The organism is Aquabacterium sp. T101, assembly GCF_057219775.1.
This window is the reverse complement of the sequence record NZ_JBXVVZ010000001.1, coordinates 661,531-688,425: the sequence shown is the minus strand read 5'-3', so window position 1 is coordinate 688,425 and position 26,895 is coordinate 661,531. Positions and strand designations below refer to the sequence as shown.

Here is a 26,895-nt window from a genome sequence, read left to right as displayed (position 1 = left end):
GGGCGGGCTGCGGAGCGGGATGCTCCGAGGCATGCCGGCAGTCTCGCGACGTCTCCGAGGCGCCGCATCGACCGGACGGGCCATCGGCCGGGGTTCGGGCTATGGCCCGAAGGGCTCAGTACGGGACGCGTCAGTGCGCCGCGCCGTGCTCGTGGAACCAGGCGGCCGCCTGGCCACGCGACCTCAGGTCGAGCTTGTCCAGGATGTTGGCGACATGCCGCTTGACCGTGTGTGGCGACAGGTCGAAGGCCCGGGCGATGAGCTTGTTGCTGTCGCCCGCGGCGATGCGTTCCAGCACTTCGAGTTCACGTTGGGACAGCAGCGCGGCGGCGGCCGGGCTGGCCGGGGGCGCGTCCGCCAAGGCGCCGGCTGGCCGCGGTGCGGCAGGCGGCTGCGCCGCGGATCGGACACGCAGCGCCGCGGCGTCACGCGCCCAGCGCTCCAGGGTCGATGCCTGGGCCGGCGTCAGTGCGCCCTGCCAAGGGGCGCCCGCGAGGTCTCGCAGCAGGGTCGGTCCGGCCAGCCACACCGGGGCGATGTCCTGGTCGTCCGCGTGGCGGTCGAACAGCGGCCGCAGGACGTCAGCCGCCTCCCCCGTCCGCCCGGCGCCCAGGCGCAGGGCGGCGGTCCGGAGGCGCAGCTCGCTCAGGTGGCCCTGCAGGTCGAGCTGGCGCCCATGCTGGGCGATGGCCTGGCTGAAGCCGGCCTCGGCGTCCCCCAGCCTGCCCTCGGCCAGCGCCACGTAGGCCGGCAGGGTGCTGCACTGCACGTTCCACAACGGACGGGTGCGCGGGTCGTGCCAGCGCTCGATGTGGCGCCACAGGCGCAGCGCGGCGTCGCCGCAACCGCCAGCCAGGAGCCATCGACCGGTGAACATCAGTTCGGCCTGCACCCGCTGGCCGATGTCGGGCAGTTCCGACGCGCGCAACAGCACGTGTTCCAGGGCCGCGGCGTCGCGGCGCAGGGCCTCGGTGTCACCCATGAGCACGTCGGCCACGCAGAGGAACGGGTAGACGTGGTCCGTGCTGCGCAGCGGGAAGTCGTGCCAGCGGACCTCGGCCGCGGCTTCGCGCAGCAGCGCTTCGCCGCGCGCCACGTCGCCGGCCCACAGGTGCACGCTGCCTTCGAGCGCCCGCACCAGGGTGCCCAGGTGGGCATCGTCGTCCGGCAGCCGCGCGCGCGCCTTGGCCACGTAGCGCAGCAAGGCCGGCTTCATGCCGACCAGGCCGACATAGGCCGGCAGTGGCAGCATCTGGAACAGCGGGCCGAGGCCGTCGGCATGGTCCAGCAGTTCGATCGAGCGCTGGGTGGGCGCGGCCAGGTCGTCCAGCCGGGCGTCGTCGAACGCAGCCCACACCACGCACTCGCGGCCCAGCAGGGCCGCCGTGATGCCGGGCTCATGGCCGTCCCAACGGCGGCCGGCCCGCATGTCGCCGGCGCGGCTGGCCAGCAGGGCGTCCACCTCGGCCTCCAGACGCTGCGCGCGGGACTCGCTGTGGTCGCGCTGGCCGCCGCCCCGCAGGGCGAGCACCGCATACGCACGGGCGGTGATCGCTTCCAGGTGACGCCCGGCGCTTTCGTAGGCCGACTCGGCTGCCAGTGCAGCGTTGACCATGTCGGCCCAGCGCCAGTGCATCCAGCCCAGCAGCGCGCGGACGGTCAGCAGGTCGGGCTGGCTGCCCTGCAGGGCCTCCGGAAACTGAGCCAGCCAGCGCTCGACGGCCGCCGACTGGCTCGCCGTCAGCAGCTCGTAGGTCTGGCGCAGCAGTTCCCTGGCCGCTTCGTCCCAGTGCCGACCCCGGATCCAGTAGCCCAGGCGGCGCGTGTCGTCGGGCTCGCTGCGTGCCGCGCGTTCGAGCAGGCCCGGCAGGTCCTGCGGGCGCTCGCGCGCGAGACGGTGCTCGAGCGCGTCACGGAACAGGTCGTGCAGGCGCAGGGTGGGTTCGGGCTCGGGCAGCGAGGTCACGAACAGGCCCGCGCGCTCGATCGTCTCCAGGTGGGTCGCAGCGTGGCGATCGCCCGTGAGCGCCGCGCAGCGCGCAGCCGTGAGTTCCGGCAGCACCGACGTGGACAGCAGGAACTCGCGCAGGCCCGCGTCGAGCCGGTCCAGCACCTCGGTGGCCAGGAAGTCGAACATCTGCCGGTCGATCACCGTGGCCGTGCCCGACAGCGTGGCACTGGGAGCGCCGCCGAGCACGCTGACCGCCAGCTGCAGTCCGGCGGGCCAGCCTTCGGTGCGAGCGAACAGGGCGTCGGCGGCTTCGGCGTCCAGGCCCGCCAGGCTGACGATCTCGCGAGCCTGCAGTTCGTCGAAGCGCAGGTCGTGGAACTGGAAGTCCGCGAGTTCGCCGCGGGCGCGAAGGCGGTGCAACGCAATTGGTGGCTCGATGCGGGTGGCGATGGCCAGGGTCCAGCGCGGCGTGAAGCGCTCGCACAGCAGGTCGAGGAAGCGGAACACGGCCGGGTTGTCGATCCGGTGCAGGTCGTCGACCGCGATCACGCCGTGCGGCACGTCCGCGGCGTCGAGCGCATTGATCAGCTCGGTGGCCATGTGCCGCAGCGCCTTCTGCTGACGAGCGGGGTCGTCGCCGCCCGCCAGAGCGGAAGCCAGCAGGGCGTCGGGTGCCGTGCGCCACGGCAGGTCGTAGGGCTCGAGCGCCGCCACGAGGCAGCTGAACAGCTGCAGCGGCGTGTCGCCCTCGTCACAGGCCACCCAGGCCACGGCAGTGCCCGAGGGAAGGGCGTCGATGGCCTGCGTCAGCGCGGTGGTCTTGCCGAAGCCGGCGGCGGCCTGCAGCAGCACAAGCGTGCGCGAGAGCATCGCATCGACGAGACGCCGCTGCAGCGAGGCACGCACCAGCAGCGCGCCGGCACGGGCGCGCGGCGGCTGGATCTTGGTGCGCGCGAACGAGAACACGGGTCGCTGCCGGGGCAGTTCGGGCGCCCGATTGTGCCGCCCGGCCTGGTCCGGCGCAGCAGGGGCAGCCCGGGGCGGCACCGCCTGCAGGAGGCCGTGGCGGACGCCACCGGCGCGCAGGGTGGGGCCCCGGTGGACGGCGACGGAGACGCTGGCAGGCGACGGCATGGGGGCGGATTCTGTGAACCCGCGCACGCGGTGCCCAGCGCGCAGCGACGAATTGCGCATTCCTGCGACGAAGCGCCTGTTCTACGCTCCGCCCCGCAACCGCGACGGGCCCGCGCCCCGGGGCTCAGTCCTTCGACAGCAGCGGGATGTCGTTGCCGCTGTCCTGGCCCAGCAGGCCGGCGCGGCTGTAGACGCCGAGCTTGTCGCGCGTGTCGTCGATGTCCAGGTTGCGCATCGACAGCTGGCCGATGCGGTCGGCGGCACTGAACGCGCCTTCGCCCTTTTCCATCGTCAGCCGCTCGGGGTGGTAGGTCAGGTTGGGGCTCCTGGTGTCGAGCAGCGAGTAGTCGTTGCCCCGGCGCAGCTCGAGCGCCACCTCGCCGGTGACGGCGCGCGCCACCCAGCGCTGCGCGGTCTCGCGCAGCATCAGCGCCTGCGGGTCGAACCAGCGCCCGTGATAGAGCAGCTTGCCCAGGCGGCGGCCGTTGGCGCGGTACTGCTCGATCGTGTCCTCGTTGTGGATGCCGGTGACCAGGCGCTCGTAGGCGATGTGCAGCAGCGCCATCCCCGGCGCCTCATAGATGCCGCGGCTCTTCGCCTCGATGATGCGGTTCTCGATCTGGTCGCACATGCCCAGGCCGTGGCGGCCGCCGATGCGGTTGGCCTCCTCGAACAGCTCCACCGCGCTGGCGAAGCTGCGGCCGTTGATCGCCACCGGCACGCCTTCCTCGAAGCGCACCGACACCTCCTCGGCCTTGACCGCGACGTCCTCGCGCCAGAAGGCCACGCCCATGATCGGGTTGACGATGCGGATGCCCTTGTCGAGGAACTCCAGGTCCTTGGCCTCGTGGGTGGCGCCGAGCATGTTGCTGTCGGTGCTGTAGGCCTTCTCGACGCTCATCTTGTAGTCGAAGCCGTTGGCGATGAGGAACTCGCTCATTTCCTTGCGGCCGCCCAGCTCGTCGATGAAGGTCTGGTCGAGCCAGGGCTTGTAGATGCGCAGCTTCGGGTTGGCCAGCAGCCCGTAGCGGTAGAAGCGCTCGATGTCGTTGCCCTTGTAGGTGCTGCCGTCGCCCCAGATGTTGACGCCGTCCTCGCGCATGGCGATCACCAGCGCGGTGCCGGTGACCGCGCGGCCCAGCGGCGTGGTGTTGAAGTAGGTTGCCCCGCCGGTGCTGATGTGGAAGGCGCCGCTCTGGATGGCGGCGATGCCCTCGGCCACCAGCTGCGGGCGGCAGTCCACCAGGCGCGCGATCTCGGCGCCGTAGGCCTTGGCGCGGCGCGGGATGTCGTCGTAGTCGCTCTCGTCGGGCTGGCCCAGGTGCGCGGTGTAGGTGCAGGGCACGGCGCCCTTCTTGCGCATCCAGAGCACGGCAGCGCTGGTGTCCAGGCCGCCCGAGAAGGCGATGCCGACGCGTTCGCCGGCGGGAAGGTTCTGAAGGATGTGGGCGGGCATGGGAACTCTTGTGCGCGGCCGCTCAGGCCACCGTGACGGGAATCTTGCCGATCTTGGCCTGCCAGGTCTTGGGGCCGGTCTCGTGGACGCTGGTGCCGTCGGCGCTGACGGCCACCGTCACCGGCATGTCCTGGATCTCGAACTCGTAGATCGCCTCCATGCCGAGGTCGCCGAAGCCCACCACGCGGGCCCCCTTGATCGCCTTGGACACCAGGTAGGCGGCACCGCCGACGGCCATCAGGTAGGCGCTCTGGTGCTTGCGGATGGCCTCGACGGCCACCGGGCCGCGCTCGGCCTTGCCGATCATGGCGATGAGACCGGTGCGCGCCAGCATCATCTCGGTGAACTTGTCCATCCGCGTGGCGGTGGTGGGGCCGGCCGGGCCGACGACCTCGTCGCGCACCGGGTCGACCGGGCCGACGTAGTAGATGACGCGGTTGGTGAAGTCCACTGGCAGCGGCTCGCCCTTGGCCAGCATGTCCTGGATGCGCTTGTGCGCCGCGTCGCGGCCGGTGAGCATCTTGCCCGACAGCAGCAGCGTGTCGCCGGGCTTCCAGCTGGCGACTTCCGCCTTGGTCAGCGTGTCGAGGTTGACGCGCTTGCTGCGGTTGTAGTCGGGCTGCCAGTTCACGTCGGGCCAGAGGTCGAGGCTGGGCGGGTCCATGTAGGCGGGGCCGGAGCCGTCCAGCGTGACATGCGCATGGCGCGTGGCGGCGCAGTTCGGGATCATCGCCACCGGCAGGCTGGCGGCATGGGTGGGGAAGGTGGCGATCTTCACGTCGAGCACCGTGGTCAGGCCGCCCAGGCCCTGGGCGCCGATGCCCAGCGCGTTGATCTTCTCGTACAGCTCGATGCGCAGTTCCTCGGTCTTGTTCTGCGGCCCGCGCGCGAGCAGCTCGAACATGTCGATCGGCTCCATGAGCACTTCCTTGGCCATCAGCATGGCCTTTTCGGCGGTGCCGCCCACGCCGAGGCCCAGCATGCCGGGCGGGCACCAGCCGGCGCCCATCGTGGGCACGGTCTTGAGCACCCAGTCGACCACGCTGTCGCTCGGGTTGAGCATGACGAACTTGCTCTTGTTCTCGCTGCCGCCGCCCTTGGCGGCCACGGTCACGTCGACCTTGTCGCCCGGCACGACGCGCATGTGGACCACGGCCGGCGTGTTGTCCTTGGTGTTCTTGCGGCTGAACAGCGGGTCGGCCAGCACCGAGCCGCGCAGCGGGTTGTCCGGGTTCAGGTAGGCGCGACGCACGCCCTCGTCGGCCGCCTCCTGAAGCGAGCTGCCGGCGGCGAAGCCTTCCCAGCGCACGTCCATGCCCACGTCGAGGAACACGTTGACGATGCCGGTGTCCTGGCAGATCGGGCGCCGGCCCTCGGCGCACATCTTCGAATTGGTCAGGATCTGCGCGATGGCGTCGCGGGCGGCCGGCCCCTGCTCGCGCTCGTAGGCCCGCGCGAGGTGGGCGATGAAGTCGGCCGGGTGGTAGAAGCTGATGTACTGCAGGGCGGCGGCGATGGACTCGACGAGGTCTTCGCGGCGGATCGTGGTGGGCATGGCGCGTCCGGGGTCGTTGTGGCGATGCGAGCCCCGGATTGTGCCGCGCCCGTCGGGCCGTCCCGGCAAGCCCGGCGTCAGGTACGGAGGCCCCGCGGGCGGTCGGCCCGGCAGGGCGGGGGCTGCCGGCCGCCGCCAGCTTTGCAATCCAGCAATCAACCGGAAAGGCGGTGCGAGCGTTGCAGGGGCACCGCGGACGGAGTCCGCCCCACGATCAGGAGACCCCCCGATGCACCATGCCGCCCGTCTCGCCGCCACTGCGGCGCTCGTCAGCCTGCTGGCCGCCTGCGCCAGCCCCGCGCCCAAGGGTGCGCCGGTCTATGGCGGAAACGGCCGACCGGATGCCACGGCGTCCGTGCAGTACGGTCGCGTGACGAGCATCGACCCGATCGGCATCCCGTCGGACCAGCCCCAGGGTGCCGGTGCGATCGTCGGCGGCATCGTCGGCGCCATCTTCGGTCGCCAGTTCGGCGACAGCAGCAGCGGCAAGAACGCCGGCACCGTGGTCGGCGCCGTCGGCGGCGCGATCATCGGCAACGAGATGGAGAAGAACGCCCGCCGCGACGGCGGCGGCGTGCGGGTGTCGGTCCAGGTCGAGGGCGCCGGCCTGCGCAAGTTCGACTTCCGTGACGCCGGCGGGCTGCGCGTGGGCGACCGCGTGCGCATCGAAGGTTCGCAGCTCTACCGGCTGTGAACTAGAATCGCCGCTCCCAGGATCACAAGGGCGAGAAAGGCATGACGGTTATGACACCGCGAACTTTTTGCACCGCCGAGGCGGTGTAGTCGCTCGCGCGCGTCCACCGCTCATCTCCTTCTCCCCTCGAAGCGCGGCACTGTCCGCGCTTTTTTCTTTTCCGGAGCGCTTCCATGATCTCTGTGCAACTTCCCGACGGGTCCCGCCGTGAATTCCCCGGCCCGGTGACCGTGGCCGAGGTCGCCGCGTCGATCGGTGCCGGCCTGGCCAAGGCGGCCCTGGGCGGCAAGGTCGACGGTCGCCTGGTCGATCTGTCCCATCGCATCGACCGCGACGTGCAACTGGCCATCGTGACCGACAAGTCCGCCGACGGGCTGGAGCTGATCCGCCATTCCACGGCGCACCTGCTGGCCTACGCGGTGAAGGAGCTGTTCCCCGAAGCCCAGGTCACCATCGGCCCGGTGATCGAGAACGGCTTCTACTACGACTTCTCGTACAAGCGGCCCTTCACGCCGGACGATCTGGCGGCCATCGAGCAGCGCATGGCTGAGCTCGCGCGCAAGGACGAGCCGGTGGTGCGCCGGGTGCTGCCGCGCGACGAGGCCGTGGCGCACTTCAAGGGCATCGGCGAGCACTACAAGGCGGAGATCATCGCCAGCATCCCCGCCGGGGAGGACGTCTCCCTGTATCGCGAAGGCGGCTTCGAGGACCTGTGCCGCGGGCCGCACGTGCCCAGCACCGGGCGCCTGAAGCACTTCAAGCTGATGAAGGTGGCCGGCGCCTACTGGCGCGGCGACCATCGCAACGAGATGCTGCAGCGCATCTACGGCACGGCCTGGGCCTCGAAGGAGGACCTCCAGCAGTACCTGCACATGCTGGAGGAAGCCGAGAAGCGCGACCATCGCAAGCTCGGGCGCGAGCTCGACCTGTTCCACCTGGACGAGCACAGCCCCGGCACGGTGTTCTGGCACCCGAAGGGGTGGACGGTGTGGCAGGTGGTCGAGCAGTACATGCGCCAGGTGTACCGGGACAACGGCTACCAGGAGGTCAAGGGCCCTCAGATCCTGGACCGGTCGCTGTGGGAGCTGACCGGGCACTGGGACAAGTACCGGGAGAACATGTTCACCACCGAGTCGGAGAAGCGCGACTACGCGCTCAAGCCGATGAACTGCCCCGGCCACATCCTGATCTTCAAGCAGGGCATCAAGAGCTACCGCGACCTGCCGCTGCGCTACGGCGAGTTCGGCAACTGCCATCGCAACGAGCCGACCGGCGGGTTGCACGGGATCATGCGGGTGAGGGCCTTCACCCAGGACGACGGCCACATCTTCTGCACCGAGGACATGATCCTGCCGGAGTGCCTGGCCTACACGGCCCTGCTGCAGAAGGTCTACGCCGACTTCGGCTTCACCGACATCATCTACAAGGTGGCCACGCGCCCGGCGCAGCGCATCGGCTCGGACGCCGTCTGGGACAAGGCCGAGCACGCGCTGGTGGACAGCCTGCGCCAGTCGGGCTGCGACTACGAGATCGCGCCGGGGGACGGCGCCTTTTACGGCCCCAAGATCGAGTACACGCTGAAGGACGCGCTCGGGCGCCAGTGGCAGTGCGGCACGATGCAGGTGGACTTCTCCATGGCCGAGCGCCTGGGCGCCGAATATGTAACCGAAACCGGCGAGCGCCGCCCGCCGGTGATGCTGCACCGGGCCATCGTCGGCAGCCTGGAGCGCTTCATCGGCATCCTGATCGAGCAGCACGCGGGCGCCTTGCCCGTCTGGCTGGCGCCCTTGCAGGTGGTCGTGACCTCGATCACCGACGCCCAGGCCGAATACGTGGGCGAGGTGGTGAAATCGCTGCAAAAACAAGGAGTTAGAGTGCAGGCGGATTTGCGGAACGACAAAATCACGTATAAAATCCGCGAGCATTCGTTGCAGAAGGTGCCGTTCATTCTTGTCGTCGGCGACAAGGAAAAGGCCAACGGCACTGTCGCAGTGCGCGCCCGGGGCAATCTGGATCTCGGTGCGATGCCCCTCGAAGCCTTCGTCGAGAAGGTCGAGCAAGCCATCCGCACCAAGGCCTGAACCAGCCCAGGCGCGTTTCGTTTTTTGTTCGGGCACCCGGCCTTGGTGCTCGTGTAGAGGTTGCCGCCATCGCTACTTTCCTTGACCGTCGTACTCCCAACGTCGAACGCAAGCACCGCCTGAATCGAGAGATCGCGGTCCCCGAGGTGAGGTTGATCGGGCCCGAGGGCGAGCAACTGGGCATCGTGAGCATTCACGAAGCGCTGCGGTTGTCCGGCGAAGCCGACGTGGACCTGGTGGAAATCGCGTCGACCGCGGTGCCTCCGGTGTGCCGCCTGATGGACTACGGCAAGTTCAAGTACCAGGAGCAGAAGAAGGCGGCGGAGGCGAAGGCGAAGCAGAAGGTCGTCGAGATCAAGGAAGTGAAGTTCCGCCCCGGCACCGACGAGGGGGACTACAACATCAAGATGCGCAACCTGCGCCGCTTCATCGCCGAGGACGGCGACAAGGGCAAGGTGACGCTTCGCTTCCGGGGTCGCGAGATCACGCACCAGGAAATCGGCATGCGGCTGCTGGAACGGATTCGCGACGAACTCGCGGACGTGTCGGTCGTCGAGCACATGCCCAAGCTCGAAGGCCGCCAGATGATCATGGTGCTGGCGCCGAAACGGAAGTCGTAGGAATCCAAGGGTTCAGCAGCCGGGTCTGGTCGCCGGGCTGCCTGAAGAGAAGCCGCTGCAGGCCATCAAGCACCGTCGAACGGCGGTCGCCTGCAGGGGTGTCAAAGCAAGGAGCATTCAATGCCCAAGATGAAGACCAAGAGCAGCGCGAAGAAGCGTTTTCGCGTTCGCCCGGGTGGCACCGTCAAGCGCGGTCAGGCGTACAAGCGCCACATCCTCACCAAGAAGTCCACGAAGAACAAGCGCCACCTGCGTGGTGCCGTCAACGTGCATGAGACCAACATGGGGCACATCGCGCAGATGATGCCCTTTGCCGGCCTCTGAACCGCTTCTGAAGGAGAAAAGAAATGCCTCGCGTCAAACGTGGTGTCACCGCCCGTGCTCGTCACAAGAAGGTCCTCGCGCTAGCCAAGGGTTTCCGCGGCCGCCGCAAGAACGTCTTCCGCATCGCCAAGGAGGCGGTGATGAAGGCGGGTCAGTACGCCTACCGTGACCGCCGGACCAAGAAGCGCGTGTTCCGCCAACTCTGGATCGCCCGCATCAACGCGGCGAGCCGTGAGCTGGGGGTCAGCTACAGCAAGTTCATGGCAGGCCTGAAGAAGGCACAGATCGGCATCGACCGCAAGGTGCTGGCCGACATGGCCGTGAACGACCCTGCCGCCTTTGGCAGCATCGTCGCCAAGGTGAAGGCCCAGCTGGCTTGAGTCGAAGCGCCGCGCGAGCGGCGCCCAACGAAGCGTCGAAGGCCGTCACCCTGGTGGCGGCCTTTTTTTGTCTCCATTGCACCGAACGATGAGCGATCTGGATTCCCTGGCGCAACAGGCTCGCGGCGAGTTCGCGGCCGCGTCCACGCCCGCCGAGCTCGAGAACGCCAAGGCGCGTTACCTGGGCCGTTCAGGCCGCGTGACCGAACTGCTCAAGGCGATGGGCAGCCTGTCGGTCGAGGACAAGCGCGCCCGCGGCGCGCAGATCAATGCCGTCAAGCAGCAGATCGAAGCCGACCTCGAGGCCGCGCGTGACGCGCTGGCCCGCCGCGAACTGGAAGCCCAGCTGCGCGCGGAGTCGCTCGACGTGACGCTGCCCGGGCGTCAGCGCGGCAGCGGCGGCCTGCATCCGGTCAGCCGCACCATCGAGCGCATCGAGGCGATCTTCGGGTCGATGGGCTTCGACGTCGCCGACGGTCCCGAGATCGAGACCGACTGGATGAGCTTCACCGCGCTGAACAACCCCGAGAACCATCCCGCGCGGTCGATGCAGGACACGTTCTACGTCGACATGAAGGACGCGCAGGGCCGCTGGCTCAACCTGCGCCCGCACACCAGCCCGATGCAGGTGCGCTATGCGCGGGCCCATGCACGGCGGCATGCGGGCACGGATCCGATGCCGGAGATCCGCGTGATCGCGCCGGGCCGCACCTACCGCGTGGACAGCGATGCGACGCATTCGCCGATGTTCCACCAGTGCGAAGGTCTGTGGATCGGCGAGAACGTGAGCTTTAAGGACCTCAAGGCGGTCTTCACCGACTTCTGCCGCCGGTTCTTCGAGACCGACGCGCTGACGCTGCGCTTCCGGCCCAGCTTCTTCCCCTTCACCGAGCCCAGCGCCGAGATCGACATCGCCTTCTCCTCAGGTCCGCTGGAAGGCCGGTGGCTCGAGGTGGCCGGTTCCGGCCAGGTGCATCCGAACGTGGTGCGCAACTTCGGTCTCGACCCGGAGCGCTACATCGGCTTCGCCTTCGGCATGGGGCCCGACCGCCTGACCATGCTGCGCTACGGCGTCAATGACCTGCGCCTGTTCTTCGAGAACGACCTGCGCTTCCTGTCCCAGTTCAAGTAGACGCAAGATGCAATTCCCCGAAAGCTGGCTGCGCGAGTTCTGCGATCCCGCGCTGTCGACGCAGCAACTCGCCGACCTGCTCACCATGTCCGGCATGGAGGTCGAGGAGTGCCGGCCCGTCGCACCCCCGTTCTCGCAGGTGGTGGTGGCCGAGATCGTCGAGGCCGAGCCGCATCCCAATGCCGACAAGCTGCGGGTGTGCCGCGTCGACGCGGGGGTGCACTCCAAGGACGGCCCGCTGCAGATCGTCTGCGGCGCCCCCAATGCGCGTGCCGGCATCCGCGTGCCGCTGGCGCTGGTCGGCGCCGAACTGCCGCCCGGGCCCGATGGCAAGCCCTTTCGCATCGGCGTGGGCAAGCTGCGCGGCGTGGAAAGCCGGGGCATGCTGTGCTCGGCCCGCGAGCTGCATCTCAGCGAGGACCATGGCGGCCTGCTGGAACTGGACGCCAAAGCGCCATTGGGCGAGGACATCCGGTCCGTGCTGGCGCTGGACGACCATGTCTTCACGCTCAAGCTGACGCCCAATCTCGGTCACTGCCTGTCGGTGTTCGGCATCGCACGCGAGGTGTCCGCGCTCACCGGTGCGCCCCTGAAGGTACCCGCCTTCGTGCCGGTGACCACGGCCCACGCGGACACGCTGCCGGTGCGCGTGGAGGCTGCGGACCTGTGCGGGCGCTTCAGCGGCCGCATCGTCCGCGGCGTGGACCCCAAGGCGCCGACGCCCGCCTGGATGGTGGACCGGCTGGCGCGCTGCGGGCAGCGCAGCGTGTCCGCGCTGGTGGACATCTCCAACTACGTGATGTTCGAGTTCGGCCGGCCGTCGCACATCTTCGACCTCGACAAGATCGACCGCGAACTGGTGGTGCGATGGGCGAAGCCCGGCGAGCAGCTCAAGCTGCTCAACGGCAACACGGTCGAACTCGACGGCAGCGTCGGCGTGATTGCCGATGCATCGGCGGTGGAATCGCTGGCCGGCATCATGGGCGGCGACGCCACGGCGGTGGGTGACGACACGCGCAACGTGTATGTCGAGGCGGCCTTCTGGTGGCCTGAGGCGATCCAGGGCCGGTCGCGCCGCTACGCCTTCTCCACCGACGCGGGGCATCGCTTCGAGCGCGGTGTGGACCCCGCCCACACCGTCGAGCACATCGAGCGCATCACGGCGCTGATCCAGTCGGTGTGCGGCGGCCAGGCCGGCCCGGTGACCGATCTGCAGCCGGCCATGCCCGAGCGTCGCGATGTGACGCTGCGCGTGGCCCGCGCGGCCAAGGTGATCGGCCTGCCGCTGACCCAGGCGCAGTGCGCGGACGTGATGGGCCGCCTGGGGCTGCCCTGCCGCCAGGGCGACGGCACGATCACCGTGACGCCGCCGAGCTGGCGCTTCGACCTGACGATCGAGGAGGACCTGATCGAGGAGGTCATCCGCGTGATCGGCTACGACAAGCTCCCGGGGGATCCGCCGCGGGCGCCGGTGGTAGCGCGCGTGCGACCCGAGTCGCAGCGCAGCGCGAACGCGGCGCGCCACCTGCTGGCGTCGCTGGACTATCAGGAGACCATCTCCTTCAGCTTCGTCGAGCCGCGCTGGGAACACGAACTGGCCGGCAACCCGGACCCGATCCGCGTGCTCAACCCGATCGCCGCGCCGCTGGCGGTGATGCGATCGAGCCTGATGGGCAGCCTGGTGGCCACGCTGCGCCACAACCTGTCGCGCCGCGCGCCGCGCGTGCGCGTGTTCGAGATCGGCCGTACCTATCGCCGTGACGCCGCGGTCACCGACGGCGACACCACGGTCGCCGGCATCGACCAGCCGCTGCGCGTGGGCGGTCTCGCCTGGGGCCCGGCCCAGGGCACGCAGTGGGGCGTGGCCGAGCGCGGCGTCGACTTCTTCGACGTCAAGGGCGACGTGCAGGCGCTGCTTCAACCGCTGCAGCCGGTGTTCGCGGCCGGCGTGCATCCGGCCCTGCACCCGGGTCGATGCGCGACCGTCTCCGTCGCAGGCCAGGTCATCGGCTGGCTCGGCGAACTGCATCCGCAGTGGTGCCAGGCGTACGAGATCGCCCAGCCCCCCGTGCTGTTCGAACTCGACCTGGCGGCCGTGCTGGCCCGGCCCGTGCCGGTGGCGACGACGCCGCCGCGCCAGCAGTCGGCCCTGCGCGACCTCGCGCTGGTGGTGGGCGAGGGCGTGACGCACGACGCACTGATGACCGCCCTGACCGACGACGCCGCCGGGTTGGTCCGCGGCGCGACCCTGTTCGACGTTTATCGCCCCAAGGCCGGCACCGAGGGCTGGGCCGAGGGCGAGCGCAGCCTCGCGGTGCGCATCGAACTGCGCGACGACGCGACCACGCTCACCGAGGAGCGCATCGGCGCCGCACTGGACGCCGCCCTGGAGCGGGCCCGCCGTGCCGTGGGTGCCCGTCTTCGTACCTGACCGGAAGGAACCCGATCGATGAGCGCGTCCGAGCCGTCGGCACCCAAGTCCAGCGTGATGATCCCGTCGCTGGAGACCCCCACGCTCACCAAGGCGGAACTGGCCGAGATGCTGTTCGACCACCTGGGCTTGAACAAGCGTGAGTCCAAGGACATGGTCGAGGCCTTCTTCGACATCCTGCACGGCGCCCTGGTCAAGGGCGAGGACGTGAAGCTGTCGGGCTTCGGCAACTTCAACATCCGCCGCAAGGCGCCGCGGCCGGGCCGAAATCCGCGCACCGGCGAGGCCATCCCGATCAAGGCGCGCAACGTGGTCACATTTCACGCCAGCCACAAATTGAAGGGCCTCGTGCAAGGCGACATCTCCACGGGAGACGAGTTCGAGTAGATTCTGAGCTTTCCCGCTGAAAGCCTTTGATTTCAATGGAGAAAGCGCTCCCGCCGATTCCAGCCAAACGCTACTTCACCATCGGTGAGGTGAGCGAGCTGTGTGGCGTCAAGCCTTATGTGCTGCGCTACTGGGAGCAGGAGTTCACCCAGCTCAAACCGATGAAGCGGCGCGGCAACCGCCGCTACTACCAGCACCACGAGGTGCTGCTGATCCGCCGCATCCGCGACCTGCTCTACGAGCAGGGCTTCACCATCAGCGGCGCGCGCAACCGGCTCGGCGATGCCGTGGCCGCGCAGGGCAACGGCGTCGACACAGCGGACGCCGACTTCGACCCACCGATCGACGAACCGATGCCGCTGCCCGAGGTGGCCGAGCTGTCCACGCTGCAACTGCGCGCCGAGCTGCTCGCGTTGCGCGAGCTTCTCGAGCCCTGAGCGAGCAGGTCGCACTCACCCGGTATAATTCCGAGCTTCGTCGGGGTGTAGCGCAGCCTGGTAGCGCACTTGCATGGGGTGCAAGGGGTCGCGAGTTCGAATCCCGCCACCCCGACCAATTCAGTCAACGGGTGAGCTCCATCTCGGAGCTCACCCGCGTACCCGAAGGTCACCGAGCCCGGTGTCCTGCACGGTACGGACTCTGCGAAGAACGGGACCCATGTCATCAAAAGTCGTCACGACCAAGTTGTCCGCGGATGGTCTTCGCTACGGGGCCAAGCCGCCAGGCTCGCCCTTCGTGGGCACGGGAACCACGCGTTCGTGCTTCCTCTGCGGCAAGCATAGGCAGGCCGCGCAACTGCGTTCCAAGCGCCTTCTGGGCCGCACCGAGATGGTGTGCGCCCCCAGCTGCCAGAGCGTCGAATAGGCGACGCTTCGCGGTGGCCGGCGGAACCGTTCTGCGCTGGCTGACTGCAGGCGCTGCGGCGCTGGTTCTAAGCCCGGCCGCCCACGCGCAGGCCTATCGGTGCGACGTCGGCGGTCGCGTCGTGTTCCAGCAGGCTCCCTGCCCCGAAGGGCGTCGCGTCGACGGTACCGCCGCGGCTGCGGCCCGAGCTGCAGCATCGGCGCCCGCAACGGCGCCTGCGACGGCCGGATCGCCCAAGGGCGCGGCCCTGTGCGAGGCCCACGCCAGGGCGCCCAGCACGTTTGCCGACCCCGCCAGCGTCACCATCGGTTCCGTGCGATACCAGGGAGCGCGCGCGCTTCGCGTGCACCAGGAGCTGATCGCTTCGCGGGTCTACGCCATGCGCATCAATGCGCGCGGGCCGCTGGGCGGCTACGAGGGCGAACGCCTCTTCGAATGCGTGCTCAGCGAGGACGAGGCGCGGGTGCTGGGTTTCGGCCCTGCCGCGAACGCGCCGGCGCGCTGACGGGTCGCCGAAGCAGCGCGCGGCCCCTTCGGGCGCCCTAGGCGTCGGGGCCGGCCGGCGCAAAGGTCGGGGCGACCACTTCGCAGACGATGCCGCTGCCGTCGTTCTCGAACCAGCGGACACGGCCGCCCAGCTGCTTGACGCGCTTGCGCACGCCGCCCAGGCCGAGGCCGTGCGACCAATCCTGTGGAGCCCGGCCGATGCCGTTGTCGGCCACGGTCAGCGTCAACGTGTCGCCCTCGATGCGGCCCGCGATGTCGATGCGGGTGGCCTGCGCGTGGCTGAGCGCGTTGCTGACCAGCTCGCGCAGCACGCGTGTCACGGCCGACCACTGCACGACGCTGAGTTCGAAGTCCGCGTCGAACGTGAAGTTCCAGCCCAGGTCGCAGTCGGCGGCCTCGGCGCGCTGCGCGATGTCCGCCTTCCATTCGGCCACGGCGTGGGAGAAGCGGTGCCCCGGCGCCGCGAGGCCGCGCGTCAGCGTCTTCAGGTCCTTCAGCGTGTGGCGGAGGTAGTCCTCCATCTCGACGGTGGGTGCCTGGTACATGAGCGTGAGCAGGCGCGCGCCGATGTCGTCGTGAAGGTCCTGGGCGATGCGCACGCGCTCCTCGCTGCGGCCGCGCTCGACCGCCTGGTCGAAGGCCACCGCACGGGACACCAGGTCGACGATGCGATCCGCGAGCCGCGCATCGTCCTCGGTGAAGAGCCGGCGTCCCCGCTCGGCGAAGCCGAGCACCAGCGACGCGGGCGGCGGCACCGTGCCGTCCGCCGGCGCGACGAGCTGGGGCACCGGCACCACGAGGTTGGCGCCGTCGCTGACCACGCGCGACTTGCGGGTCGGTCGGTCGGTGCGCTGCAGGTCGAGCGGCGCGAACAGCTCGCGCAGCAGGCGGGCCAGCGGATCCGCGGCACTGCCGGGCTGGGCCTGCACTTCGCGGGCCATGCGGTAGAGGTGCTCGAACATCCTCTCCGTGGTCAGGCGCTGGCGCGACATCACCTGCGACAGCAGCCACTGCCGCGCACCGGCATACACGGCCAGCGAGATGAACAGCGCCAGCGTCAGCGACGCGAAGTTGCCGAAGGAGAAGACCGCCACGAAGAGCAGGTCGAGCGCGGTGGCCACGGTGCTCACGCCCGCCACGAGCGAGAACTCGCGCATCAGCTGCTGCGTGCGCGCCAGGAAGGGCAGCAGCAGCAGCATCGTGGCGAAGAACACCACCCACACGGTCGATCCGATCGACGCGGCCTGGCCGCGCGCATCGAGCGCCGGCCCCAGGGCGGCCACGGTGGCGGTCAACAGGACCAGGGTGGCCGCGGCGATCGAGCAGAAGCGCAGCAGCTGCAGCGCCACGGGGTGCGGCGCATGGCGCTGCATCCAGGCCAGCTGCCCGATCGCCACCGCGGCCGCCACGATGGCGGCACCCTGCGTGCACCACCATCCTGACAGCGCCGTGCCGGTCCAGACCCCATAGGTGATGACGGCAGCCACGGTCCACGCGAGCGGGTTGCGCCAGCGCGCTCCCGGCACGCGTCGCGGATGCAGGTTGGCCACGTGGACCAGCGCTGCCGCGGTGGACAGGTCGAATGCCGTGCGCAGGCCATGCTCCCATCCCATGAAGCCCGCCGGCCAACCCAGGGTCGGCGTGGACAGGGCGGCGATGAACAGCAGGTTGCCGACCTGTCCCAGCGCCATCACCGCATACAGCAGATTGCGGGGCTCGGGCCGGGCCAGCACCACCACCATCGTCACCTGGTACAGCAGCAGGGCCAGCGTCGACAGCAGCCAGAACATCCAGCCCAGGCCGGCGGCGCCGCGCGGGCGCGCCTCGACCCGATGCACCTGGCCCTGGACGTCGATGAAGCCGACGCTGCCCTGGGCCAGTGCCGCGGCGAGCAGGTCGTGCTGCCGGCGGTGCTCGGCACGCTCGATGTCGGACGCGAGCCAGCGCGCGCTGCGCCGGGTGAGAACGGCATCGACGCGCTGCGGCTGCCCGTCGGCGCCGACCAGGGCCACGATCTGCGGCGACGGCGGGGTGCCGTCGACGAGCCGAAGCACGCCGCTGTCGTCGGCGCGCAGGTGACCGTCCAGTGCCGGCACCAGCGCCACGGCCCGCAGCACCAGGAACATGCCGAAGCAGCCGAGCAGGGCGGCGACCACGAGGGCGCGCAGGCGCCAGCCGATCCAACGCGCCGACGGCGTGCGCTGGCGCGCGCGCCGGTCCCAGGCGCCATCGTCGAAGGTGGAGTCCGCGGGCGGCTCGCCCAGGGACGCGGCCAGGGGGGCGGGCTTCGGCGTCGACACGATCGGGCGCCCGGCCGTCACGGACCGCGTGCGGTCAGACCAGGCCCTGCTTGCTGGCCAGCACCGCCGCTTCGGCGCGGCTCGACACGTTGAGCTTCTTGTAGATGGACTTGATGTGGTCGTTGACCGTGAACCACTTGATGCCCATCAGGTTCGCGATCTCCTTGATCGTGAAGCCCTTGCTGAGATAGGTGAGCACCTCGCTCTCGCGCGGCGTCAGGCGCTCGTGGTCGAGCGGCTTCTCCACCAGCGGCACCGGCTTGCTGGACGTGAAGCCGGCGCTCGACAGGCCCGTGCCGGGGCGTGCGGCGTCCGTGTCGCCACCGGAGCGGAAGTGCGTCAGCAGGCGACGCGCGATCGCCGGCGACAGCGGCGGCTGCCCGCGCACGATCTTCTGCAGTTCCTCCACCAGCACCTCGAAGCGGTCTTCCTTGAGCAGGTAGCCGTCGGCGCCGCGCTGCAGCGCGGGGAACAGGTGGTCGTCGTCCGAATAAAGCGTGGTGACGATCTTGGTGGCGGGGTAATGCGCCAGTTCGGCCAGCAGATCCATGCCGTTGCCGTCGGGCAGTTCCAGGTCGACCAGGATCAGCTTGAACGGGTCGGTGCCGTGCAGCCCGCTGGCGCCGCCGGCCAGGGCGATGTGCCGGCGCGCGGCCTCGAGGTCCCCGGCCTCGGTGATGGTGATCAGGTCGCTGAAGCTCTCGCGCACCACGCGGCAGAGGAAGGCCCTGGCCACCGGGTTGTCTTCGAGGATCAGGACCTTGACCGCCATCTTCTTTGCTCCCGTGCCGACCGATCTTAGTTCACCAGCAATACCTTGCCCATCACGCCACGGGTGGCCATGCGTGCGTAGGCGTCGGGCAGGCGGTCCATCGGCAGGCGGCAGTCGATGGCCGGCTTGACCTTGCCTTGCGCGTACCAGCGCATCAGCTCGGCCATCGAGGCACGGAATCCCTCGGGCTCGCGGCGGACGAAGTCGCCCCAGAACACGCCCACGATCGACGCCCCCTTCAGCAGGGCCAGATTGAGCGGCAGCGCCGGGATGGGGCCGGCAGCGAAGCCGATCACGAGATAGCGGCCGCGCCAGGCGATCGATCGGAACGCGGGCTCGGCGAGGTCGCCACCCACCGGGTCGTACACCACGTCGGGCGTCGCGCCGGCGGCCTTGAGCGCGTCGCGCAGCGGTTGCGTCGACGTGTCGATCAGCACGTCGGCACCCAGACCGCGGCAGAAGGCGAGCTTGTCCGCGCTCGACGCGGCGGCGATCACGCGGGCGCCCATGGCCTTGGCGATCTGGATCGCGGCGCTGCCCACGCCGCCGGCGGCGCCGAGCACCAGCACCGTTTCGCCCGGGCGCAGCTGCGCGCGGTCGGCCAGCGCATGGTGCGACGTGCCGTAGGTGAACGCGAAGGCGGCCGCGTCCTCGATGTCGACGCCGCCAGGCACGGGCATCACCTGCGAGGCGCTCACGCACGCATGGGTGGCGAAGCCCCCGGTGGAGCCGAGCGAAGCCACGGGGTCGCCCGGTCGCAGGTGCGTCACGCCGTCGCCCACGGCCTCGACGATGCCGGAGAACTCGCAGCCCGGCACGAAGGGCAGGGGCGGCTTGACCTGGTACTTGGCCTGCACCGTGAGCAGGTCCGGAAAGTTCAGGCTCGCGGCCCGAACGGCCACCCGCACCTGGCCCGGCCCGGGCTCCGGCGTCGGCAGCGTCGTCCATCGCAGCGCCTCGACGCCGATCGGGTTCTCGCAAAGCCATGCCTGCATCATCGACTCCTGGAAGGGGATGCGTCCCTACAATGGTCCGCATGCGTATTCTGATCGCCAACGACGACGGCTATCTCGCCCCCGGGCTGGCGGCACTGGTGCAGGCCATGCAGGGGCTCGGGCACATTGACGTCATCGCCCCGGAGCAGAACTCCAGCGGCACGTCCAACGCGCTGTCGCTGCACCGGCCGCTGTCGCTGTACCAGGGCGTCAACGGCTTTCGCTACGTCAACGGCACGCCGTCGGACTGCGTCCACGTCGCCCTCACGGGCCTGCTGCCGCAGCGGCCGGACCTGGTGCTGTCGGGCATCAACAACGGCGCCAACATGGGTGACGACACGCTCTACTCGGGCACCGTGGCCGCCGCGATGGAAGGCTTCCTGTTCGGCATTCCGGCCATCGCGTTTTCGCAGGTCGACAAGGGCTGGGGCCACCTCGACGCCGCGGCGGCAACGGCGCGCTCCATCGTGGAGTCCGTGATCGCCACCGACCACGGCGGCCGACCCTTCCTGCTCAACGTGAACATCCCCAACCATGCCGACGCGGCGGCCCTGCCGCGGCGGGTCACCCGTCTCGGGCGGCGTCACGCGAGCGAGCCGGTCGTGCGGCAGCAGAGCCCGCGCGGCGACACCCTCTACTGGATCGGGCCGGCCGGGGACGCCCGCGAGGCCGGGGAGGGCACCGACTTCCACGCCACGGCGCAAGGCCAGGTGTCGATCACGCCTCTGCAGGTGGACCTGACCGACCATGCGGCGCTCGGCCACTGGGGCGCGCTGTTTCCGCAGCGGTCATGACCGACCGGCCGGCCCGACCGTCGCGCTTTCCGCTGCCGCTGGACAAGGTGGGCACGCGGCCGGCCATTGCGCCGGCGGCTGCGCCGCCTCGGCCGGTGGCGCGCGCCGTGGCCGACGATCCCGGCCTGGTGTCGCCGGCCCTGCGCCTGCGCATGGTGGAGCGGATCCGCGCCGAAGGCATCGACTGCCCACCGGTGCTAGCGGCCATGGCCCAGGTGCAGCGCCATCTGTTTGTCGACACCGGTCTGGCCGCACAGGCCTACGAGGACACCAGCCTGCCGATCGGGCATGGCCAGACGATCTCCAAGCCGTCGGTCGTGGCGCGCATGCTCGCACTGCTGTTCGAACGCCATCCCGGTCAGACCCGGCTCGGCCGCGTGCTGGAGATCGGCACCGGCTGCGGCTACCAGGCGGCCCTGCTGGCCTGCCTGGCGCGCCAGGTGGTGTCGGTGGAACGCCTGCAGCCGCTGCACGAGCGCGCGCGCGAGACGCTGGCGCCGATGCGCAGCGACAACCTGAGGCTGGTCTACGGCGATGGCCGGCTCGGCCACCCGCCCAACGCCCCCTACGACGCCATCGTCAGCGCGGCGGGCGGCGAAGACATTCCCCCGGCCTGGCTGGAGCAGCTGGCCGAAGGCGGCCGCCTGGTGGCGCCGGTCCACACCAGTACCGCTGGCGCCCAGGCCCTGGCCACGGTGGACCGGGACGCGTCGGGCTGGACCCGCCGGGTTCACGAAGCCGTCCGATTCGTCCCGTTAAGATCCGGCACGGCATGAAGTTCCTCGCAATGCATCGTTCGATCCGGTCCTTGTCGAACCTGGCCCTGGCCTCGCTGGCCCTGGCTCTCGCGGCCGGCTGCGCGTCGCCGACGCATCGGGCGCCGGTGGAAGACCGGGCGGCGCCGCGTGCCGCGTCACCTGCCGCCACGACCACCACCACGGCACCGACCGAAGCGCCGAAGCCGCCGCCGGGCATCGAGAACCTCGGCAAGCCCGGCTACTACGCCGTGAAGCCCGGCGACACCCTGATGCGCATCGGGCTCGAGACCGGCCAGAACTGGCGCGACATCGGCCGCTGGAACGGCATCGACAACCCCAATGTGCTCGAGGTCGGGCAGGTTCTGCGTGTGGTGCCGCCTGGCGTCGACGCGTCCGCTGCCGCCGCACGTCCCGTGGCCGGCGCGACCGCCCGGGTGGAGACGCGCCCGCTCGACGCGCGCCCGGCTGGCACCGCGGCGTCGGCCGCCACGCCGACATCGCCGGCCGCCGCGCCGGCGCCGTCCACCGCGCCGGCAGCGGCAACAGCCGCCACCGGTACCGGGGCGACGGGTACGCGCGAAGGCGACGACGACATCGCCTGGGGCTGGCCCGCGGCCGCTGCCGTGGCAGTGCCGTTCGACGAGGTGCGCACCAAGGGGCTGGTCTTCACCGGCAAGGCCGGCGACCCGGTGCTGGCGGCGGCCGACGGCCGCGTCATCTATGCCGGCTCCGGTCTGCGCGGCTACGGCAACATGGTGATCGTCAAGCACAACAACAGCTACCTCACGGCCTACGCGCACAACCAGGCGCTGCTGGTCAAGGAGGACCAGGTCGTGCGCCGCGGCCAGAAGATCGCCGAAATGGGCTCCAGCGACGCCGAACGCGTGCAGCTGCACTTCGAGATCCGCCGGCTCGGCAAGCCGGTCGACCCGGCGCGCCTGCTGCCTGCGCGCTGAGCATCTCCCGAAGCGGGGTGTCATGGCGGCTTCCGTTCTGGTCTTCGACCTCGAGACCATTCCCGACATCGCCGGCCTGAGGCTGCTGCGCGAGGCCGATCCCGAGCTGACGGACGCCCAGGTGCTGGCGCAGGAGCTGGCTGAGCGCAAGGAGGCCGGCAAGTCCGACATGCTGCCGCTGTACCTGCAGCGCGTGCTGGTCGTGTCCTGCGTGTTCCGCAACGCCAAGGGCCTGACGGTGCAGTCCTTCGTCGACCGCAGCGGCGACGAGGAGGGCGCCCTGATCCAGACCTTCTTCGACAAGATCGAGAAGCATCAGCCGCAGCTGGTCAGCTGGAACGGCGGTGGCTTCGACCTGCCGGTGCTGCATTACCGTGGCCTGAAGCACGGCGTGCGCGCCGACAAGTACTGGGACCTGGGCGAGGATGACCGCGAGTACAAGTGGAACAACTACATCTCGCGCTATCACACCCGCCACCTGGACCTGATGGACCTGCTGGCGCTGTACCAGCCGAGAGCGAGCGCGCCGCTGGACGCGATGGCCCGGCTGTGCGGCCTGCCCGGCAAGCTGGGCATGGACGGGTCGCAGGTATACCCCGCGTACCTCGACGGCAAGCTGGAGGACATCCGGCGCTACTGCGAGACTGACGTCGTCAACACCTACCTCGTCTACTGCCGATTCCAGAAGATGCGCGGCGGCTTCACCGACGCCGAGCACGACCGCGAGCTGGCGCTGGTGCGCGAGACGCTGGGGCTGATCGACGAGCCCCACTGGCCCGAGTACCTGGCCGCCTGGGCCTGACCGGGCCTCGCGGCCTGCCCGGGATAATCCGGGCATGACATCTCAAGGCGAATGGCTCGACGTCGAGTCGCTGGACCTGGAAGCCCAGGGCGTGGCTCACGAGTCGGAAGGCAAGGTCGTCTTCATCGAAGGAGCCCTGCCGGGCGAGCGCGTGCAGGTGCAGGTCCACCGCCGCAAGAACCAGTGGGAGCAGGCCAGTGTCACCGCCTGGTCGCGCGAGAGCTCGCAGCGGGTGGCCCCGCGCTGCCCCCACTTCGGCCTGCATGCGGGCGCCTGCGGCGGCTGCAAGATGCAGCACCTGCACCCGGCGGCCCAGGTGGCGGTGAAGCAGCGCACGCTCGAGGACAACCTCTGGCACCTGGCCAAGGTGCGGCCGGATCGCGTGATGCGTCCGATCGAGGGGCCGGCCTGGGGCTACCGCCAGCGCGCCCGACTGTCCGTGCGTTACGTCGCCAAGAAGGGGACGGTGCTGGTGGGTTTCCACGAACGCAAGTCGCGCTACATCGCCGACATGCGCGTGTGCCCCGTGCTGCCGCCCCGCGCCGAGGCGCTGCTGATGCCGCTGCGCGACCTCGTGATGCAGATGGACGCGCGCGAGACCCTGCCGCAGGTGGAGCTGGCGATGGGCGACGACGTGCTCGCACTCGTGCTGCGCCACCTCGAGCCGCTGGGCGCGGCCGACCTGCAGCGTTTGCGGGCCTTCGGTCAGCTCCATGGCGTGCAGTGGTGGCTGCAGCCCAAGGGACCCGACACCGTGAAGCTGCTCGACGAGGGCGGGCCGGTGCTGGCCTACGCGCTGCCGGAGTTCGGCGTGACCCATCCGTTCCGGCCGACCGACTTCACGCAGGTCAACCCGCAGATCAACCGCGTACTGGTCCAGCGGGCGGTGAACCTGCTCGACGTCCGGCCGACGCATCGCGTGATCGACTGGTTCTGCGGGCTGGGCAACTTCACGCTGCCGCTGGCCACGCGCGCGCACGAGGTGCTCGGCATCGAAGGCAGCGAGGTGCTGGTGCAGCGCGCGCGGGACAACGCGGCACGCAACGGGCTGCAGGCGGCCTTCGCGGCCCGCGACCTGTTCCAGATGACGCCTGACCTGCTGCGGGCCGACGGCGCTGCCGACCGCTGGCTGATCGATCCGCCGCGCGAAGGCGCCTTCGCCCTGGTCAAGGCCGCGGCGGACCTGGCCCAGGCGGGCGACTGGCAGCCGCCGGAGCGCATCGTCTACGTCAGCTGCAACCCGGCGACGCTGGCCCGCGACGCGGGGCTGCTGGTGCATCAGGCCGGCTACCGCTGTGCGGCGGCCGGCGTGGTCAACATGTTTCCCCACACGGCACACGTGGAGTCGATCGCGGTCTTCGAGCGGGCATGAAAAAGGGGCCCGAAGGCCCCTCGTGCTTGGCGGTGATGCCGCTGCTGGCTTACTCGCGCTCGCCGCCGAAGATGCCCAGCAGGGCCAGCAGGCTCTGGAACACGTTGTAGATGTCCAGGTAGATCGCCAGGGTGGCGGACACGTAGTTGGTCTCGCCGCCGTCGATCACGCGCTTGATGTCGTACAGCATGAAGGCCGAGAACAGGCCGATGGCGATCACGGCCAGCGTGACCATCAGCGCGCTGGACTGCACGAACACGTTGATGACGCCGGCCACCAGCAGCAGGATCGCGCCCACGAGCAGGAACTTGCCCATGTTCGACAGGTCGCGCTTGACCACGCTGGCCAGGCTGGCCATCGCGAAGAACACCGCCGCCGTGCCGCCGAAGGCCATCATGACCAGCGACGAGCCGTTGGAAAAGCCCAGCACGGTGCCGACCAGGCGCGACAGCATGAGCCCCATGAAGAACGTGAAGCCCAGCAGCAGGGCCACGCCCATGCCGGAGTTCTTGAACTTCTCGATCGCGAACATCAGGCCGAAGGCGCCGGCGAAGAAGACGATCAGCGACAGGCCCGTGCCCATGCGGGCCATGATGCCCGTGGACACGCCGATCCAGGCCCCCAGCACCGTGGGCACCAGCGACAGGGCCAGCAGCCAGTAGGTGTTGCGCAGGACGCGGTTGCGGTTACCGGCGAGCGCGCCGGCGCCAGCTTGGCTGGCATATGCGGTGTGCAGGCGGTCTTCCATGTCACGAACCTCCAATGTTGATGGTGACGCCGGTCATAGACCGGGCCCGACGATTCTAGTTCCCCGTCATCCCGGTCAGGAATGCCCTCACGCCGCGTCCACCAATGCCGGCCCGGCGGTGACTTACAGTGAAACGACTGCAACCCCGACCCCTGCTGGCATGGCTCTTCAGAAGAAACCCTACCTGTGTCACGACGATGCGCGCCGCATGGCGGCGGCCGCCGAGGCCGAGGCGCGGCGCAACGGCTGGGCCGTGGCGATCGCCATCGTCGACGACGGCGGCCACCTGCTGTGGCTGCAGCGGCTGGACGGCACGCCGCCCGTGTCCGCGCACATCGCCCCGTCCAAGGCGCGGACGGCCGCGCTCGGGCGGCGCGAGTCCAAGGTGTACGAGGACATCGTCAACGGCGGGCGCACCGCGTTCCTCAGCGCGCCCGAGATCGACGGCCTGCTGGAAGGCGGCGTGCCGGTCATGGTCGACGGCCACTGCGTCGGCGCGGTCGGCGTCAGCGGCGTGAAGTCGACCGAGGACGCGCAGATCGCCAAGGCCGGCATCGCCGCTTTGGGGGGGTAGGCCGGCGTCCGGCGAGGGGGGCGGCTACAATCGCTGGCTTTTTCGCCAGCCCCCGCGCACCCGGTTTTCCAGCACGCCACGACGGTCCAGCAACTCGGCCCCCCACGCCCGGTGGGCCGGTGGACAAACCGGGAGCGCTTCGCCCCGGAGCTTCTTTTGCTGCCTGTCCTGCCTCCCGCCGTGCTCGCCCTTGCCGACGGCACGGTCTTCCACGGCACCTCGATCGGCGCGCCCGGTCGCACCGTCGGCGAGGTGGTGTTCAACACCGCGCTCACCGGCTACCAGGAAATCCTCACCGACCCGAGCTACTGCCAGCAGATCGTCACACTGACGTATCCGCACATCGGCAATTACGGGGTCAACACCGAGGACGTCGAGTCCCGCAAGGTGTTTGCCGCGGGCCTGGTGATCAAGGACCTGCCCATCCGCGTGTCCAACTTCCGCGCGACGATGGGTCTGTCGGAGTACCTGCGACGGGAAGGCACCGTCGCCATCGCCGACATCGATACCCGTCGCCTGACGCGCGTGCTGCGTACCCGGGGTGCGCAGAACGGCGCGATCCTGGCCTTCGAGCCGGGCACAAGGGTCGACGCCGCGGTCATTGAGCAGGCCATCGCGGCCGCGCGCTCGGCGCCCAGCATGGCCGGCCTGGATCTCGCCAAGGTGGTGTCGGCGCAGGCGCCCTACGAGTGGACCGAGACCGAGTGGGCTCTCGGTTCGGGCTACGGCACCGTGCAGGCGCCGCGCTGGCGCGTGGTGGCCTACGACTTCGGCATCAAGAGCAACATCCTGCGCATGCTCGCATCGCGGGGCTGCCGGGTCACCGTCGTGCCGGCGCAGACCCCTGCCGCGCAGGTGCTGGCCCTCAAGCCCGACGGCGTGTTCCTCAGCAACGGCCCGGGCGACCCGCAGCCCTGCGACTACGCCATCGAGGCGGCGCGCACCCTGATCGACACCGGCGTGCCCACCTTCGGCATCTGCCTGGGCCACCAGATCATGGCGCTGGCCTCGGGGGCGAAGACCTTCAAGATGAAGTTCGGCCACCACGGCGCCAACCACCCGGTGAAGGACCTCGACACCGGCCGCGTGTCGATCACGAGCCAGAACCACGGCTTCGCGGTCGACGAGAAGTCGCTCGGCGCGAACCTGCGTCCGACGCACGTGAGCCTGTTCGACGGCACCCTGCAGGGGCTGGCCCGCACCGACCGGCCGGCCATCTGCTTCCAGGGCCACCCGGAGGCCAGCCCTGGCCCGCACGACATCGCCTACCTGTTCGACCGCTTCGTGAAGCTGATGGAGCAACGCTGA

The 26,895-nt window shown here is 69.9% G+C and carries 24 protein-coding genes and 1 tRNA gene; 18 read left to right on the top strand and 7 right to left on the bottom strand.

The features are described 5' to 3' along the window. Nucleotides 1–130: 130 nt before the first annotated feature. From AC2EAQ_RS03190 to AC2EAQ_RS03180, 3 genes are all read right to left on the bottom strand, one after another. Complete coding sequence (locus AC2EAQ_RS03190; protein WP_484640287.1) at nt 131–2,917, bottom strand: winged helix-turn-helix domain-containing protein; 2,787 nt, start codon at nt 2,915–2,917, stop codon at nt 131–133. A gap of 292 nt (nt 2,918–3,209) precedes the next feature. Then, a complete protein-coding gene (gene argG, locus AC2EAQ_RS03185) occupies nt 3,210–4,541 on the bottom strand; it encodes an argininosuccinate synthase (RefSeq protein ID WP_484640285.1) in 1,332 nt (443 codons plus the stop codon). A gap of 22 nt (nt 4,542–4,563) precedes the next feature. Next, complete coding sequence (locus AC2EAQ_RS03180) at nt 4,564–6,096, bottom strand: fumarate hydratase (protein WP_484640284.1); 1,533 nt, start codon at nt 6,094–6,096, stop codon at nt 4,564–4,566. Between the two features lie 229 nt (nt 6,097–6,325). On the opposite strand from AC2EAQ_RS03180, the gene AC2EAQ_RS03175 reads away from it, so the two are divergent. The 11 genes from AC2EAQ_RS03175 to AC2EAQ_RS03125 all read left to right on the top strand — a co-directional run bounded on the left by AC2EAQ_RS03175 (nt 6,326) and on the right by AC2EAQ_RS03125 (nt 15,514). After that, on the top strand, nt 6,326–6,790 hold the full coding sequence (locus AC2EAQ_RS03175; RefSeq protein WP_484640283.1) for an outer membrane lipoprotein: 465 nt from the start codon (nt 6,326–6,328) through the stop codon (nt 6,788–6,790). Between the two features lie 173 nt (nt 6,791–6,963). Next, the gene (gene thrS, locus AC2EAQ_RS03170) at nt 6,964–8,871 is read left to right on the top strand and encodes a threonine--tRNA ligase (protein ID WP_484640281.1); all 1,908 of its coding nucleotides are present in this window, start codon (nt 6,964–6,966) and stop codon (nt 8,869–8,871) included. A gap of 68 nt (nt 8,872–8,939) precedes the next feature. Next, complete coding sequence (gene infC, locus AC2EAQ_RS03165) at nt 8,940–9,491, top strand: translation initiation factor IF-3 (protein ID WP_484641143.1); 552 nt, start codon at nt 8,940–8,942, stop codon at nt 9,489–9,491. A 120-nt stretch (nt 9,492–9,611) separates the two neighbouring features. Then, entirely contained in the window at nt 9,612–9,815 is a 204-nt protein-coding gene (gene rpmI, locus AC2EAQ_RS03160; RefSeq protein WP_484640280.1) for a 50S ribosomal protein L35, read from the top strand. Between the two features lie 23 nt (nt 9,816–9,838). Beyond that, nucleotides 9,839–10,195, top strand: coding sequence for a 50S ribosomal protein L20 (gene rplT / locus AC2EAQ_RS03155; RefSeq protein ID WP_484640279.1), 357 nt, complete (start codon nt 9,839–9,841; stop codon nt 10,193–10,195). Nucleotides 10,196–10,283: 88 nt separating this feature from the next. Beyond that, on the top strand, nt 10,284–11,327 hold the full coding sequence (pheS, locus tag AC2EAQ_RS03150) for a phenylalanine--tRNA ligase subunit alpha (RefSeq protein ID WP_484640278.1): 1,044 nt from the start codon (nt 10,284–10,286) through the stop codon (nt 11,325–11,327). Between the two features lie 7 nt (nt 11,328–11,334). Continuing rightward, a complete protein-coding gene (gene pheT, locus AC2EAQ_RS03145) occupies nt 11,335–13,758 on the top strand; it encodes a phenylalanine--tRNA ligase subunit beta (RefSeq protein WP_484640277.1) in 2,424 nt (807 codons plus the stop codon). Between the two features lie 18 nt (nt 13,759–13,776). Then, nucleotides 13,777–14,145: an integration host factor subunit alpha gene (locus AC2EAQ_RS03140; RefSeq protein ID WP_484640276.1), complete on the top strand. Its 369-nt coding sequence runs from the start codon at nt 13,777–13,779 to the stop codon at nt 14,143–14,145. A gap of 35 nt (nt 14,146–14,180) precedes the next feature. Beyond that, nucleotides 14,181–14,582, top strand: a complete 402-nt coding sequence (locus AC2EAQ_RS03135) for a MerR family transcriptional regulator (protein WP_484640275.1) — start codon at nt 14,181–14,183, stop codon at nt 14,580–14,582. Between the two features lie 41 nt (nt 14,583–14,623). Continuing rightward, nucleotides 14,624–14,700: transfer RNA gene (locus AC2EAQ_RS03130), tRNA-Pro, on the top strand. 322 nt (nt 14,701–15,022) lie between these two features. Continuing rightward, a complete protein-coding gene (locus tag AC2EAQ_RS03125; RefSeq protein WP_484640274.1) occupies nt 15,023–15,514 on the top strand; it encodes a DUF4124 domain-containing protein in 492 nt (163 codons plus the stop codon). 37 nt (nt 15,515–15,551) lie between these two features. On the opposite strand, the gene AC2EAQ_RS03120 is transcribed toward AC2EAQ_RS03125, so the two are convergent. From AC2EAQ_RS03120 to AC2EAQ_RS03110, 3 genes are read right to left on the bottom strand one after another with little or no spacing between them, the layout of a single operon-like run. After that, nucleotides 15,552–17,816 (bottom strand): sensor histidine kinase, encoded by a 2,265-nt coding sequence (locus tag AC2EAQ_RS03120; RefSeq protein ID WP_484640273.1) that lies wholly within the window; start codon nt 17,814–17,816, stop codon nt 15,552–15,554. A 34-nt stretch (nt 17,817–17,850) separates the two neighbouring features. Further along, nucleotides 17,851–18,588, bottom strand: coding sequence for a LuxR C-terminal-related transcriptional regulator (locus AC2EAQ_RS03115; protein WP_484640271.1), 738 nt, complete (start codon nt 18,586–18,588; stop codon nt 17,851–17,853). A gap of 26 nt (nt 18,589–18,614) precedes the next feature. Then, nucleotides 18,615–19,583: an NADPH:quinone oxidoreductase family protein gene (locus tag AC2EAQ_RS03110; protein ID WP_484641142.1), complete on the bottom strand. Its 969-nt coding sequence runs from the start codon at nt 19,581–19,583 to the stop codon at nt 18,615–18,617. A gap of 41 nt (nt 19,584–19,624) precedes the next feature. On the opposite strand from AC2EAQ_RS03110, the gene surE reads away from it, so the two are divergent. From surE to rlmD, 5 genes are read left to right on the top strand one after another with little or no spacing between them, the layout of a single operon-like run. Further along, on the top strand, nt 19,625–20,377 hold the full coding sequence (gene surE / locus AC2EAQ_RS03105) for a 5'/3'-nucleotidase SurE (RefSeq protein ID WP_484640270.1): 753 nt from the start codon (nt 19,625–19,627) through the stop codon (nt 20,375–20,377). Then, nucleotides 20,374–21,153, top strand: a complete 780-nt coding sequence (locus tag AC2EAQ_RS03100; RefSeq protein ID WP_484640266.1) for a protein-L-isoaspartate(D-aspartate) O-methyltransferase — start codon at nt 20,374–20,376, stop codon at nt 21,151–21,153. Before surE ends, AC2EAQ_RS03100 begins: the two co-directional genes overlap by 4 nt. Further along, on the top strand, nt 21,150–22,091 hold the full coding sequence (locus AC2EAQ_RS03095; RefSeq protein WP_484640264.1) for a LysM peptidoglycan-binding domain-containing protein: 942 nt from the start codon (nt 21,150–21,152) through the stop codon (nt 22,089–22,091). Before AC2EAQ_RS03100 ends, AC2EAQ_RS03095 begins: the two co-directional genes overlap by 4 nt. A gap of 22 nt (nt 22,092–22,113) precedes the next feature. After that, entirely contained in the window at nt 22,114–22,893 is a 780-nt protein-coding gene (locus tag AC2EAQ_RS03090; RefSeq protein WP_484640262.1) for a 3'-5' exonuclease, read from the top strand. Nucleotides 22,894–22,927: 34 nt separating this feature from the next. After that, entirely contained in the window at nt 22,928–24,265 is a 1,338-nt protein-coding gene (rlmD, locus tag AC2EAQ_RS03085) for a 23S rRNA (uracil(1939)-C(5))-methyltransferase RlmD (RefSeq protein ID WP_484640261.1), read from the top strand. A 49-nt stretch (nt 24,266–24,314) separates the two neighbouring features. Here the strand turns inward: rlmD and AC2EAQ_RS03080 are convergent, their stop codons facing one another. After that, entirely contained in the window at nt 24,315–25,013 is a 699-nt protein-coding gene (locus AC2EAQ_RS03080; protein ID WP_484640260.1) for a Bax inhibitor-1/YccA family protein, read from the bottom strand. 160 nt (nt 25,014–25,173) lie between these two features. Between AC2EAQ_RS03080 and AC2EAQ_RS03075 the strand changes: the two genes are divergently transcribed. Then, complete coding sequence (locus AC2EAQ_RS03075) at nt 25,174–25,587, top strand: GlcG/HbpS family heme-binding protein (protein ID WP_484640259.1); 414 nt, start codon at nt 25,174–25,176, stop codon at nt 25,585–25,587. 156 nt (nt 25,588–25,743) lie between these two features. Beyond that, a complete protein-coding gene (gene carA / locus AC2EAQ_RS03070; protein WP_484640258.1) occupies nt 25,744–26,895 on the top strand; it encodes a glutamine-hydrolyzing carbamoyl-phosphate synthase small subunit in 1,152 nt (383 codons plus the stop codon).